Source organism: Schinkia acidoalkalinis, assembly GCF_054301215.1.
Window position 1 is genome coordinate 2,300,525 of the sequence record NZ_CP182573.1, and the last position, 13,502, is coordinate 2,314,026.

General features: G+C 39.1%; 12 protein-coding genes and 1 riboswitch. All 12 genes read left to right on the forward strand.

Going from position 1 to position 13,502, the window contains the following annotated elements; translation table 11 throughout:
• The first annotated feature begins 195 nt into the window (after positions 1–195).
• Positions 196–278, forward strand: a riboswitch (ZMP/ZTP riboswitch).
• Between the two features lie 169 nt (positions 279–447).
• The 12 genes from ACNQFZ_RS11950 to ACNQFZ_RS12005 all read left to right on the forward strand — a co-directional run bounded on the left by ACNQFZ_RS11950 (position 448) and on the right by ACNQFZ_RS12005 (position 13,339).
• A complete protein-coding gene (locus ACNQFZ_RS11950) occupies positions 448–1,647 on the forward strand; it encodes a phosphoglycerate dehydrogenase (RefSeq protein ID WP_458415374.1) in 1,200 nt (399 codons plus the stop codon).
• 122 nt (positions 1,648–1,769) lie between these two features.
• Positions 1,770–2,726, forward strand: a complete 957-nt coding sequence (gene msrA / locus ACNQFZ_RS11955) for a peptide-methionine (S)-S-oxide reductase MsrA (RefSeq protein ID WP_458411574.1) — start codon at positions 1,770–1,772, stop codon at positions 2,724–2,726.
• Between the two features lie 314 nt (positions 2,727–3,040).
• Positions 3,041–4,072, forward strand: coding sequence for a hypothetical protein (locus ACNQFZ_RS11960; protein ID WP_458411575.1), 1,032 nt, complete (start codon positions 3,041–3,043; stop codon positions 4,070–4,072).
• A gap of 78 nt (positions 4,073–4,150) precedes the next feature.
• Positions 4,151–5,266: a glycosyltransferase family 4 protein gene (locus ACNQFZ_RS11965; protein WP_458411576.1), complete on the forward strand. Its 1,116-nt coding sequence runs from the start codon at positions 4,151–4,153 to the stop codon at positions 5,264–5,266.
• Positions 5,263–6,012: a HipA family kinase gene (locus ACNQFZ_RS11970; RefSeq protein WP_458411577.1), complete on the forward strand. Its 750-nt coding sequence runs from the start codon at positions 5,263–5,265 to the stop codon at positions 6,010–6,012. The genes ACNQFZ_RS11965 and ACNQFZ_RS11970 overlap by 4 nt, the downstream gene beginning before the upstream one ends.
• A gap of 148 nt (positions 6,013–6,160) precedes the next feature.
• Positions 6,161–7,066: a UTP--glucose-1-phosphate uridylyltransferase GalU gene (galU, locus tag ACNQFZ_RS11975; RefSeq protein WP_458411578.1), complete on the forward strand. Its 906-nt coding sequence runs from the start codon at positions 6,161–6,163 to the stop codon at positions 7,064–7,066.
• A gap of 1 nt (position 7,067) precedes the next feature.
• A complete protein-coding gene (locus tag ACNQFZ_RS11980; RefSeq protein WP_458411579.1) occupies positions 7,068–8,384 on the forward strand; it encodes a UDP-glucose dehydrogenase family protein in 1,317 nt (438 codons plus the stop codon).
• 313 nt (positions 8,385–8,697) lie between these two features.
• Positions 8,698–9,894, forward strand: a complete 1,197-nt coding sequence (locus ACNQFZ_RS11985; RefSeq protein WP_458411580.1) for an ABC transporter substrate-binding protein — start codon at positions 8,698–8,700, stop codon at positions 9,892–9,894.
• A 128-nt stretch (positions 9,895–10,022) separates the two neighbouring features.
• On the forward strand, positions 10,023–10,898 hold the full coding sequence (locus ACNQFZ_RS11990; protein ID WP_458411581.1) for a branched-chain amino acid ABC transporter permease: 876 nt from the start codon (positions 10,023–10,025) through the stop codon (positions 10,896–10,898).
• Between the two features lie 12 nt (positions 10,899–10,910).
• Positions 10,911–11,864 (forward strand): branched-chain amino acid ABC transporter permease, encoded by a 954-nt coding sequence (locus tag ACNQFZ_RS11995; protein ID WP_458411582.1) that lies wholly within the window; start codon positions 10,911–10,913, stop codon positions 11,862–11,864.
• On the forward strand, positions 11,854–12,639 hold the full coding sequence (locus ACNQFZ_RS12000) for an ABC transporter ATP-binding protein (RefSeq protein ID WP_458411583.1): 786 nt from the start codon (positions 11,854–11,856) through the stop codon (positions 12,637–12,639). The genes ACNQFZ_RS11995 and ACNQFZ_RS12000 overlap by 11 nt, the downstream gene beginning before the upstream one ends.
• Positions 12,632–13,339: an ABC transporter ATP-binding protein gene (locus ACNQFZ_RS12005; RefSeq protein ID WP_458411584.1), complete on the forward strand. Its 708-nt coding sequence runs from the start codon at positions 12,632–12,634 to the stop codon at positions 13,337–13,339. Before ACNQFZ_RS12000 ends, ACNQFZ_RS12005 begins: the two co-directional genes overlap by 8 nt.
• The last annotated feature ends 163 nt before the right edge of the window (positions 13,340–13,502 follow it).

Consider the following 13,502-nt stretch of genomic DNA (forward strand, 5'->3'; position numbering starts at 1 on the left):
TGTGATCGTCTCCTTTCATTGGATTTTCTTGTTTAAGTTATAGAATAAAATATGCCAACAAAAGAGCAGGGGCTTGGATAAAACCACCAACGCTATTGTGGAGTTTTACCACTTTAAAAGATTTGAAAAATAAATGGTTAGAATATTTTTAATGTTGAAGATTAGATGGGACTTTGTTATAATGAAATAAATTAACAGACTATATGTAACTGGCGAGACACGGAATAACCGTGAGGGAGCATATAGTGACGGAATGGCCGTTCGCCTGGGCTGAGGTAAGGGAGTCTCCCTTACCTCTTTATGCTTATAGGAGGGATAATTAAGAAACTTGGTGTCGAAAATGTAAGTTCATTAGGTTACTATTATCTTAGGTGAAGTTTTTTAATAATTGGAAATTTATGATGACGAGTTTATTACACTACTATAATGAAAAAGAGGAGAATAATGATGAGCACAGTTACGTTAGACAAAGTTAAAACGATTAAAACATTAAATAATATCGCTGAGAGCGGGTTAAATGTGTTTAACGACGAAAATTATACAATCAACAATGATAGTGAAAATCCGGATGCCATTCTTGTTCGTAGCTTTAACATGCATTCAATGGAATTAGGCGAGAACTTAAAGGCGATCGCACGTGCCGGTGCTGGTACTAATAATATTCCAGTTGAAACATGCACAGAGCGTGGAATTGTTGTTTTTAATACTCCTGGAGCAAATGCAAACGCGGTTAAAGAGATTGTGCTTACTTCATTAATGGCTTCCTCACGCAATGTGTTCGATGGTATTGCTTGGACGAAAACATTAGTTGATGAAGGCGATCAAGTTCCAAAGCTTGTTGAGGCTGGCAAGAAGCAATTTGTCGGAAAAGAAATTAAAGGAAAAACACTAGGTGTTATTGGTTTAGGTGCAATTGGTGCACTTGTTGCAAATGATGCCCTTGACTTAGACATGGATGTTATTGGCTATGACCCATATATCTCTGTTGATTTAGCTTGGAAATTATCTCGCAATGTAAAACGTGCTATGACACTTGAACAGCTATTTGCAGCTGCTGACTATATTACAGTGCATGTTCCGTTACTTGACAGCACAAAAGGAATGTTCAATACCGACGCATTTAATATTATGAAAGATGGCGTTCATATTTTGAACTTCTCACGCGGTGAGCTTGTAAATGAAGAAGATATGGCTGCTGCGCTTGAAAGCGGAAAAGTCGGAAAATATATTACAGACTTCCCAAATGCAAATGTATTAAAGATGAAAAATTCAATCTGCATCCCACACCTTGGTGCGTCTACTGAAGAATCAGAAGAAAACTGCGCAATCATGGCATCACGTCAAATGAAGGAATTTCTTGAAACAGGAAATATCAAAAACTCTGTGAATTTCCCAAATGCATATTTGGAATACACAGGGAAACGCCGTCTGGCTGTGTTCCATAAAAATGTTCCAAACATGGTTGGTCAAATTACAGCTGCGATTTCTAACTACGATTTGAATATCGCCGACATGGTGAATAGAAGCCGTGGTGATTTTGCCTACACAATGATTGACATTGATGGTGAAGTAAACAGTGAAGTCCTTCCAGGTATTGCGGAAAAGATTACGCAGGTTGCAAATGTTGTAACTGTAAATGTTTTTTAATCTAAAATAAAATTGTAATGTAAGAAGCAAGGGTAGATTCCCTTGCTTCTTTTTTGTGCTTTTGGGGAGTTATTATATAATTAAATGTATAACAATAGTAATAATTAAAGGAGAGGGAGCGAATGTCTGAACAATATAAGTTAGCTACATTTGCAGGTGGATGTTTTTGGTGCATGGTTTCGCCGTTTGATGAACAGCCAGGGATTAAAGAAGTGGTATCAGGTTATACAGGCGGGCATAAGGAAAATCCTACTTATGAAGAGGTTTGTTCCGATACGACCGGTCATTTCGAAGCAGTCCAGATTACATATGATCCTGCTGTTTTTCCATATAAAAAATTGCTTGATTTATTTTGGCAGCAAATTGATCCAACAGATGCTGGCGGGCAGTTTCATGATAGGGGCCAGTCTTATCAAACGGCGATTTTTTATCATGATGAGGAACAAAGGAAAGAAGCAGAGGCTTCAAAACAGGAGTTGTCTGACAGCGGCCGTTTTCAAAAGCCAATTGTAACAGAAATCTTACCTGCTGGTCCATTTTACCAGGCGGAGGAAAAACATCAGCATTATTATAAGAAGAATCCATTCCATTATAACCACTATAAAGAGGGCTCTGGGCGGGCGCGCTTCATCCACGAGCATTGGAAAAATGTAAAAAGTGAGGAGGAATTGCGGAAGGAACTGACGACGATTCAATATGAGGTTACAAGAAATAATGCAACTGAGCCGCCGTTTTATAATGAATATTGGAATAACTTCGAGGATGGCATTTATGTTGATATTATTTCCGGTGAGCCGTTATTTAGTTCTAAAGATAAATTTGATGCAGGCTGCGGCTGGCCGAGTTTCACAAAGTCTATGCGTAGGATGGATTTAGAGGAACGATTGGACTTGGCGCACGGCATGCGGAGAATTGAAGTTCGTTCTAAACAGTCCGACTCCCATTTAGGCCATGTTTTTGATGATGGACCAGGTCCGGATCGAGCACGATATTGTATCAACTCCGCCGCCCTTCGCTTTATACCGAAGGAAAAGTTGGCGGAAGAAGGATACGGGCAGTTTTTAAGTTTATTTGAGTGAGGAATGTGGGGGCTATGCCCCCACATTAACCAAAGTGAATTTTATCTCCAACCATACAGCATACATACTCCATCCTTGCAGAGTGATGAAATTCCCCAACATCATCTTTTACCCTCAATTGTCACCTAATCACCTACAATCCTTCATTGGCCTATAATTCTCGATGCATTTATTTACATAATAGTAATAAAATTTAATTTACTAGATATATGCCTGTACATTTTCCACTATTCCTGAATTATATATTGAAGAAGGCTGAATTTGATTCTTTTATGAAAGATAAAAGGATATGGTACCAAGAAAGGAGTGGGAACTTGGATATTAAGTATCTGGAGGCATGTGTAAAAGCAATAAAAGTAAAAAATTTGGTGAATGCAGATGTTGAGGTGAGCAATAAGTCTCCATTAACGATGATTGGAAAGGGGCGCCAAGGGGCTGTCTTTAAAGTAACGGACGATATTTGTGTAAAGGTATTTGGCAATCAAGAGGACTGTGATCGTGAATATTATGCATTATCGCTTGGACAAAAGAGTAGCCTGTTTCCAAAGGTGTATGCAAAAGGGTCGCTTTATATTGCAATGGATATTATAAAAGGTGTCGATGTCCGTGAATATTTGCAATCCCAGCCGCTATCAGAAGAGCTATCTGCAAAATTAATTGAAATGTTAATTACCTTCAAGGAAATAGGCTATGAGCGGATCGACCACCATAAGCGGCAAATCTATATTCAACCAGACGGCAATCTGAAGGTTATTGATGTTGCCAGAACGGTTTGGCGGGATCGTGTTTACCCATATCCTCGGAAACTATTAACATCACTTGGAGAAGAAAATAAAGCAATTTTTCTAACCCATGTTCAAGAAATGGCACCTGAATTGTATCAGGAATGGCTGCACTATATGGAAATGGAAGAGCAAGCCCGGAAAGTTTATCAAAGTGCTCTAAGTAAATATAACTCTTCAAGAAAAGATGAATTGAAAAACAAAAGCAAGCAGCTACTGTCTACAAATAACCAGCAGGCTTATGCAATGGGGTTAGAGGGGTTAATGCATAAGGTTTTCAAAGAGGAATGGGTAAAAACCATGCTGGCCTTAGGCTATGACCCGGATGATGTCATGGAAAAAATCGATGCATACTGGGATAGCCGGGAACAAGAAGCTGAATTTAATTGGGAAAAGGACCCTAAAAAGGGAAAGCGTGACGAAAAGGGTAAAAAAGATAAAAAAGATAAAAAAGATAAAAAAGAAAAGGATAAAGATAAGAAAGATAAACATGGCCATGGACCAAATAAATGGAATAAAGTTCAGATTGTACACAAGGGCCGTTATAAAGGCAGGCTACGTTAAATTTTACTAGGAGCTAAGCATGCAAAGAAGATGCTAATCGAGGAGGTTGTCCACGAGAATAAACGAGGAGAAACGAATATGAAAGTACTTGTAATTTGGCGTCTGCTCACTGTTGGTGGAGTAAATGCTGGATGGCGAAATCGCTCCATCTATTTTAAGAAGCATGGAATTGAGACAGAGTTTCTTTACACAACAGACCATGGCGGGTTGCACATTATGCAGGATGTTGCTCCCGTTTATTTAACAAAGGATGAAGAAAAAATTATTTCAATTATTAAGAATAATGCCTATGATGCTATTATTGTAGTCGATACAGGGGCTGCTTATAAATGGATTAAAAAGGCGAAGTATAAAGGGCCTGTTATTGTAGAGGCACGTACACCCGAGCTTATAAAGCTAATTCCCCACATGAAGAATTTCAGAAATATCGAACCGTTGTCAATCATCGTCCCTTCACAATACCAAAAACGTTTAGTGTCCATACTATCAGATACCATTCCAATAAATGTTATTTACAATGGCGTAGATACAGCCTTTTTTAAGGCATTACCGAAGGAGAAAATTGATTTTAATAGCGAACCGATCCTTCCTCAGGATAAAAAAGTTGTGGCCTATATCGGCCGATTGGATAAACGCAAAAATTGGCCAATGTTGCTGGAAATCGCCAAGAGGGTGAAAAGTGAGCGTAATGATATCGAGTTTTGGGTTGTTGGTGGAGCACAAAGTGTTCAACGTGAAGAATTTGCACAAATGTGGCAGGAAGAACAATTAACGGATATTGTAAAGTGGTTTCCTGTGATTCCTTATCAGCAAATGCCCCATATGTATGCAAAAATACGTGAATCATGTGGATGCACCCTTGCAACAACAAGATCAGAATCATTTGGAAATACCTTTATTGAATCCATGATTTGCGGTGTTCCCGTTGTTGCTTCCAAAATGATGCCTGTGACTGAGATTGTGGCCAATGGTGAAACAGGATTGCTTTATTATGGCCAAAATGTAGATGATGCCATCAAACAACTTTATGAAATACTAGATAACCAAACGCTTCATAAAAGTATGTCAAATGCTGCAATAAAACATGTTCAAGATCACTTTGCCATCGAAGTTGTTGCCGATCAATATGTGAATTTATTAAAAACGCTGATTAAAAAAGGCGATAGTACCGATGGAGAGGTGAATACCCTTTGATCGAACCTGCTTCGTATCAAAAAAAACTGGAAGGAAAATCAAATGCACATTTAATTAGATTTAGTGATGGAAAAGATTATGTAGTAAAGTACTTCCAACCCGGATTTGAAAAATCATTGCCAAATGAATGGGTTGCCTATTGTTTGGCACGTTATCTAGGCCTTCCGGTACCATTTGCAAAAATTGTTGAAATCCCGCAAGAATTCTCTTCACAAATACCCGAGCTTAACGATGTCGCCATGACCCAACATCAATTTGCCTCATTATATGTTCCCGGATGTTTGAATGGCCATCAAGTTCCGATTATTCCCCATATTATGAATCATAAATCATTAGCAAGTATTATTGTCTTTGACTACTGGTTGTGCAATCGCGACCGAACAAGAAAAAATATACTTTTACGAGAAGAACTCAAAAATATATATCGATTGTGGGCAATCGACCACGCCGAAGTATTTGGATCTTTTAATTGGCAAAAAGCAGATTTAGAGAATTTACCGCAAGGATTATTGAGGAGTGCAACACATAAAATAATGGCTAAATTTATTGAAGATAAGGCGGATTTTCAGGAACAGGTGGAATTGATCCAGACAATTCCAATTCTATTAATGGAAGAAATCGTCGATTTAATACCTGACGACTGGGACGTTACAAGAGAGGAAAAAAAGGCGATGGTTACTGCTTTAATCAAAAGCCGCAGGAAGGTCCTGCCGAAGCAAATCCAGAGATTCTTGAGGAAAATTTAGGAAACAGGAGAATGATTTCTTGTTTCCTTTTTATATCTGCAAATCCAATACATTCTCTAGCCCTATTTACTAGTAATAGGCTATTGAACGTAGCCTGAAGTCGTCCTTCTGAATATGAATATAAGAGAATTCAAGAAGGAGGCAGCATATGAAAATAAGGAAGGCAATTATTCCAGCTGCTGGTCTTGGCACCCGTTTTTTGCCTGCAACGAAAGCGCAGCCAAAGGAAATGCTGCCGATTGTTGATAAGCCGACAATTCAGTATATTGTCGAGGAAGCAGTTGCCTCAGGAATAGAAGAAATTGTCATCATCATCGGCAGGGGAAAAAGATCGATTGAGGATCACTTTGATAAATCCTATGAGCTGGAAGACGCGTTATTGAAAAAAAATCAAATAGCGATGTTGGAGGAAGTTCAAAAAATATCAAACTTAGTCAATATCTATTACGTCCGCCAAAAGGAAGCAAAAGGGCTCGGACATGCCATTTTATGTGCCAAAAGTTTTATCGGCAATGAGCCGTTTGCTATTTTACTAGGGGACGACATTGTAAAGTCGGAAGTTCCTTGTTTAAAGCAGATTATCAATGTTTTTGAGTACTGCAACAGCTCGGTTGTGGCAGTCCAGGAAGTCCCTGAACATGATGTAAGCAAGTATGGAATTATTAAACCAAAAGGAACAAGCATTGAGCCAAATCGCTTTTATATCGAATCATTAGTAGAAAAGCCAAGCAAGGAAGAAGCCCCTTCTAGATACGCCATTATGGGGCGGTATGTATTAAGGCCTGAGATATTTGATATTCTCGAAAGAATTCCATTTGGGCGGGGCAATGAATTACAACTAACAGATGCTATTAATGTCTTGAATAAGCACCAAGCCGTCCTTGCTTATCACTTTGAAGGAAGCCGTTATGATATCGGTGATAAAAATGGCTTTGTTAAAGCGACCTTAGATTTCGCTCTGCAAAGGGAAGATATGAGGGATGAGATTCTTGACTATATCAGGAATGTAAGTAAAAAAGAAAATCTGAACGTCATAGATAGGGAGCTTGAGTAAGATGAAAATAGCTGTATTAGGTACAGGTTATGTCGGGCTGTCAACGGGTGTTTGTTTATCAGAAATAGGTCATCAAGTTGTTTGCATTGATATCGATGACCGGAAAATAAACAATCTTCGTCAAGGGATTTCCCCTATTTATGAACCGGGTTTGGAGGATTTGCTTGAAAAAAATACAAAAGCGGGTAGGCTTTTATTTACAACTTCACATCAAGAAGGCTTAAAGAATGCCGAAGTGATTGTCATTGCCGTGGGAACACCGCAGGGCGATGATGGTGCCGCTGATTTATCCTATATTAAGCAAGCTGCAGGGGATATAGCCCACCACCTAAACCATGATGCCATTGTTGCTATTAAAAGTACGGTCCCAGTAGGTACGAATGATTATATAAAAGAATTATTACAACAGCAATGTGCACCCAATATCACAATTACCATGGTTTCCAACCCCGAATTTCTAAGGCAAGGCTCTGCTGTGAACGACACAATGAAAGCAGACCGGATCATCATCGGTGCTGAAAATGAAGAGGCGGCAAAAAAGATAGAAGAAATGTACCGTCCTTTAGGCGTTCCCATTTTAAGAACAAGCATCAGAAGTGCTGAAATGATTAAGTATGCTTCCAATGCCTTTTTGGCTACGAAAATAAGCTATATTAATGAAATTGCCAATCTATGTGAGGCTATTGGGGCAGATGTTACGGATGTAGCCTGTGGCATGGGAAAGGACAAACGGATTGGGGAAGCATTCCTGAATCCGGGAATCGGCTATGGTGGATCCTGTTTTCCTAAAGATGTAAAGGCCTTATTGCATACAGCGGGCTTAAATAATGTTAATTTCGCCATGTTAAAGGAGACCATTTCAATTAATGAGAATCAGCGGCAGCTTCTAGTAAACAAGGCCTTGAAGCGTTTCGGTAATCTTAAAGGGAAGAAAATTGCGATGCTCGGTCTTTCCTTTAAACCGGAAACCGATGATATGCGGGAAGCTCCATCCATCACCATTGCCAACCTTTTAACGGAGCTGGGTGCAGAAGTAGTGGCTTACGATCCAGTTGCAACCGAAAATGCCAAAAAGATATTAGGAGAGACAATTCAGTATGCCTCTTCAGTATATGAAGCAGCAAAAGATGCAGACGCTTTATTTATTGTGACCGAATGGAAAGAGTTTAAAAATGTAGACCTTAACCAACTTGGAAAAACGTTAAAGCAGCCTATTATTTTTGATGGACGTAATATGTTTGATATCGATAGGCTGAAGAGTTGTGATGTGGTTGAGTACTATCCGGTCGGCAAGCCGACTATAATTATAGGAAAATGAAAAAGGAGCCCTTGGGTCTCCTTTTTCTTTTTTATAAAAATGTAAGGAAACAGATTTATCGTAATTTACATGTTTCCAAGGTAAAAAAGAGTATAATAATATAATTTTAAATTAGTATTCAGAAATATAAAAATACACAAAAAATTAACTAGACTTAATAGACACTATGATATAAAATACACTTATTGATATAATATTAATAATTATTTTTTTATTCTGACTGGTGTAATAGGATTCCTATATTAGACAAATAATAATTCACGCCCTATATTGTCAGAATAATTAAACAATTAAAATGAGGGGGATTTTTAGGATGAGTAAAAGGTTTTCTAAAATTCTTTTATCAACTGCTTTATTTGCCGGCTTATTGGCGGGATGTTCAGGCGGCGGCCAAGAGTCAGCCAACTCAAGCGGCGGTAAATCAGGAGATGCAGATGTAATTAAAGTCGGTGTAAACATGGAACTTTCAGGTCCGGTTGCTTCTTATGGACAATCAAACACTGAGGGTGTTGAATTAGCTGTTGATGAAATCAACGCAGCCGGCGGTATTGATGGCAAGAAGATTGAACTTATTAAAGTTGATAATAAGTCTGACGCTGCTGAAGCTACAAATGCAGCAATCAGATTGACAAGCCAAGATAAAGTTAATGCCATTATCGGTGCTTCTACTAGTGGAAATACAGTGGCACAGGCACAAATCGCCAACGATACACAAACAGTTTTAATTACACCATCTGGAACAAGCCCAACTGTAACAGTAAAAGAGGATGGCTCAGTAAATGATTTTGTATTCCGTACATCCTTCATTGATCCATTCCAAGGAACAGTTGCTGCTAACTTTGCAGTAAATGATCTTAAGGTAAAAAATGCAGCCATCTTTGCAGATAATGCAAGTGACTATGCAAAAGGCCTTGCAGCAGCATTTAAAGAAACATTTGAAAAAGCCGGCGGCAAGGTTGTAGCGGAAGAAGCATATGTAGCAAAAGATACAGACTTCCGTTCTACATTAACTCGTATTAAGGCAAAAAATCCAGAATTTATTTTTATTCCTGGTTATTATGAAGAAGTTGGTCTAATCGTTAAACAAGCTCGTGAGATGGGCATTACTGCACCATTAATGGGCGGCGACGGTTGGGATTCTCCAAAACTTGTAGAATTAGCTGGTGCAGATGCATTGAATAATACATTTATTACAAACCACTATTCTGCAGAAGACCCAGATCAAAAGATCCAGGATTTCGTTAAGAAATTCAAAGAGAAATACAATGGTAAAGCACCAGATGCATTTAACGGTTTAGGTTATGATACTGTTTATCTATTAAAAGATGCAATTGAGCGTGCCGGAAGCTTAGATCCAGTTAAGGTTAAAGACGCTTTAGCAGCTACAAAAGATTTATCTTTAGTTACTGGTACAGTTACAATTGATAAAAATCATCACCCAATTAAGTCAACAACTGTTATTGAATATGTAGATGGTAAGCATCAATTCAAAACAAAAGTGAACCCTTAAGAAGTAAATAAAGAATCATATGAATCGCCGTATTTTTAGAGGTGAGTTCGTTCTAAATTTAATGAAATGGGGGGGCATCCTCCCATTTCCCTTTTTGTAGGTAGGCTTTATAGAAGGAGTGAAAATTTATGGAATGGGTCCAACAAATCGTAAATGGAATTTCGTTAGGAAGTATTTACGCTTTGATAGCACTAGGATATACGATGGTATATGGAATTATTAAACTTATCAATTTTGCCCATGGCGATGTTTTCATGGTTGGATCTTTTATTGGATTTTATGCCATTGTTGGATGGGGATTAGGATTTCTTCCTGCACTGATACTCGCTATGGCGGCATGTGCCATATTTGGAGTATTAATTGAGCGCATTGCTTATAAACCACTTCGGAACGCTACTCGTATTGCTGCTTTAATTACGGCTATTGGGGTTTCTTTTCTAATTGAATATGGCACGATTTATATTCGTGGTGCCCAGCCAGAGGCTTTTCCGAATGTATTGCCTAACAAAACTTTTGACATCTTCGGAGCTAAAATTGGCAGCCAATCCCTCTTTATATTAGCAATTTCCGTTATCTTAATGATTATTTTACAAATTGTTGTGCAACGGACAAAAATCGGCAAGGCCATGCGTGCTGTTTCCTACGATACAGAGGCTGCACAGCTAATGGGCATTAACGTAAACACTACAATCTCTGCAACATTTGCGATTGGTTCTGCTTTGGCAGGAGCAGCAGGCGTTATTTTTGGTGTCTATTATACAAAGATTGAACCATTAATGGGTGTTATTCCAGGTATCAAGGCATTTATTGCCGCCGTTTTAGGTGGAATTGGTATTATTCCCGGAGCAATGGTTGGAGGATTATTGCTAGGACTTGTGGAATCAGTGGTAACAGCTTTAGGGTACTCTCTCTGGAGAGATGCAGCAGCCTTTGTTATTCTCATATTAATTCTGATCTTTAGGCCTTCTGGTCTTTTCGGTAAAAATACGAGAGAGAAAGTGTAGGTGAGATCAACCATGAAAAAATCAAAGGGATTTTGGCTATTTTTCATTTTATCCATTATAATTTACGCGGCGGTGCAGCTTTCCATTAACGCTGGAACGATGAATCCATTTTATATAAATACATTAATTTTTATCAGCATTAATATTATTCTGGCTGTCAGTCTACATTTAGTCATCGGGATTACTGGACAATTTTCAATTGGACATGCCGGCTTTTTGGCAGTAGGTGCCTATATTTCGGCAATTGTAACAATGAAAATGCATATGCCGTTTCCTGTTGCTTTGTTGGTTGGGGGGATTATCGCAGCCTTGGCTGGTCTGATTGTCGGCATTCCAAGTTTACGTTTGCGCGGTGACTATTTGGCAATTGCGACATTAGGATTTGCTGAAATCATTCGGATTGTCTTTTTAAATATTGATTATGTTGGCGGCGCTGCCGGGATGCAAGTTTCTCACATGACAACATGGACTTATGCATTTATTTGTTTATTTATTACGTTACTTGTCATTATAAATTTTACAAACTCACGGCATGGACGGGCATGTATTGCTGTTCGCGAAAATGAAATTGCGGCAGATGCCATGGGCATCAATACAACTTATTATAAGGTTATCGCCTTTACATTAGGGTCATTTTTTGCCGGTCTTGCCGGCGGCCTGTATGCCCATAACTTTTATATCATTCAGCCGGGTAACTTCGGCTTCTTGAAATCCTTTGATATTTTGATTTATGTTGTATTGGGTGGTTTAGGAAGCTTATCAGGATCTGTTATTGCTGCCATTTTATTAACAATTGTTTCAACGTTCTTACAAGAGTATCCAGAAACGCGGATGATTATTTATAGTCTTGTTCTTGTTATCGTTATGCTTTACAGACCACAAGGATTAATGGGTACACGTGAAATTACAGACCTATTTGGCAGCAAGTGGAAGAGTGCGAAGGGAGGAAACGGCTATGGGAAATAGTCCTTTGCTTCAAGTGCAAAGCGCAGGTATTCAATTTGGTGGTCTAAAGGCTGTTTCCGGTGTGAATATGGAAATCCACCAAGGAGAATTAATTGGACTAATAGGGCCAAATGGTGCCGGGAAAACGACATGCTTTAACCTTCTTACAGGTGTCTATGTGCCAACAGAAGGGAATATTGTATTTAATGGTGAGCGTTTAAATAAACTTCCACCGTACAAGGTAACACGGAAAGGAATCGCCCGGACGTTCCAAAATATTCGCCTTTTCAATGAATTATCGGTGTTGGACAATGTTAAGGTTGCCTATCATTCGTTGGCGAAGCATTCGATCTTTAGCTCCATTTTGCGGCTACCTTCCCATTTTACAGGGGAAAAAGAAATGGAAGAGAAATCAATCGAATTTCTGAAAATTTTCCAATTAGATAAACTAAAAGATGAAAAAGCGAAAAACCTACCATATGGACAGCAAAGAAGATTGGAAATTGCCAGGGCCCTAGCGGCCGGTCCGAAGCTATTGCTTCTTGATGAGCCTGCAGCAGGTATGAACCCGCAGGAAACGCATGAATTGATGGAGTTGATTGCCTTTATCCGCAATCAATTTGATCTAACCATCCTTTTGATTGAACATGATATGAAACTAGTTATGGGTATTTGTGAAAGAATTTATGTGCTAGACCATGGTCAGCTTATTGCTGAAGGAACTCCAGATGAAATCCGCAAGAATCCTAAAGTTATTGAGGCTTATTTAGGTGAGGAGGTAAGCGAAGATGCTTAAAGTTGACCAAATTGACGTTTATTACGGAAATATTCAGGCGCTGAAGCAGGTTTCATTGGAAGTGAATGAAGGAGAAATCGTTACATTAATTGGGGCGAATGGAGCGGGAAAAAGTACGCTATTGAAAACATTATCCGGTCTATTGAAACCCAAAAATGGTGATATTCAATATTTAGGTTCATCAATTGCCGGAAAGCAGGCTCAAGCGGTTGTAAAGGCGGGGATTTCCCACGTCCCTGAAGGCCGTAGAGTGTTCGCCAATATGACAGTGGAGGAAAACCTCGATTTAGGTGCGTTTTTACGGAAAGATAAAAAAGAAATTCGTAAAGATTTGGACAAGGTCTATGAAATCTTTCCACGTCTGTTGGAGCGCCGCAAGCAGTTATCCGGTACACTTTCCGGCGGTGAGCAGCAGATGCTGGCAATGGGAAGGGCAATTATGGCACGACCTAAGCTCTTATTGCTTGACGAACCATCAATGGGATTAGCACCATTAATGGTTAAAACCATTTTTGATATTATTGAGGAAATTAACAAGGCCGGCACAACGATTTTGTTGGTTGAACAAAATGCCAATATGGCTTTATCGGTTGCCAATCGCGCTTATGTTATTGAAACTGGCCGCGTCGTTGTTTCAGGTACAGCGGCAGAGCTGCAAGCGAGTGAACAAATTAAAGAAGCCTATCTTGGCGGGCTATAAAAGGAAGCAGAGGACCCTTTAGGTCTCTTGCTTCCTTTTTTTAGGGAAACATGGGGACGGTTCTGCTGTTTTTTTTGGCGTTTCCACTTTTTAGGGAAACAGGAGAACCGTCCCCTCTGTTTCCGTTTGACGTTCATCACAGATAAGAGGTAGTCCACCGTGT

What these genes read in the sequence shown, in the direction of transcription:
- ACNQFZ_RS12005 (WP_458411584.1), top strand. Translation starts at nt 12,632, where the DNA reads ATGCTTAAAGTTGACCAAATTGACGTTTATTACGGAAATATTCAGGCG.
- msrA (WP_458411574.1), top strand. Translation starts at nt 1,770, where the DNA reads ATGTCTGAACAATATAAGTTAGCTACATTTGCAGGTGGATGTTTTTGG.
- galU (WP_458411578.1), top strand. Translation starts at nt 6,161, where the DNA reads ATGAAAATAAGGAAGGCAATTATTCCAGCTGCTGGTCTTGGCACCCGT.
- ACNQFZ_RS11950 (WP_458415374.1), top strand. Translation starts at nt 448, where the DNA reads ATGAGCACAGTTACGTTAGACAAAGTTAAAACGATTAAAACATTAAAT.
- ACNQFZ_RS11965 (WP_458411576.1), top strand. Translation starts at nt 4,151, where the DNA reads ATGAAAGTACTTGTAATTTGGCGTCTGCTCACTGTTGGTGGAGTAAAT.
- ACNQFZ_RS11995 (WP_458411582.1), top strand. Translation starts at nt 10,911, where the DNA reads ATGAAAAAATCAAAGGGATTTTGGCTATTTTTCATTTTATCCATTATA.
- ACNQFZ_RS11985 (WP_458411580.1), top strand. Translation starts at nt 8,698, where the DNA reads ATGAGTAAAAGGTTTTCTAAAATTCTTTTATCAACTGCTTTATTTGCC.
- ACNQFZ_RS11990 (WP_458411581.1), top strand. Translation starts at nt 10,023, where the DNA reads ATGGAATGGGTCCAACAAATCGTAAATGGAATTTCGTTAGGAAGTATT.
- ACNQFZ_RS11980 (WP_458411579.1), top strand. Translation starts at nt 7,068, where the DNA reads ATGAAAATAGCTGTATTAGGTACAGGTTATGTCGGGCTGTCAACGGGT.
- ACNQFZ_RS12000 (WP_458411583.1), top strand. Translation starts at nt 11,854, where the DNA reads ATGGGAAATAGTCCTTTGCTTCAAGTGCAAAGCGCAGGTATTCAATTT.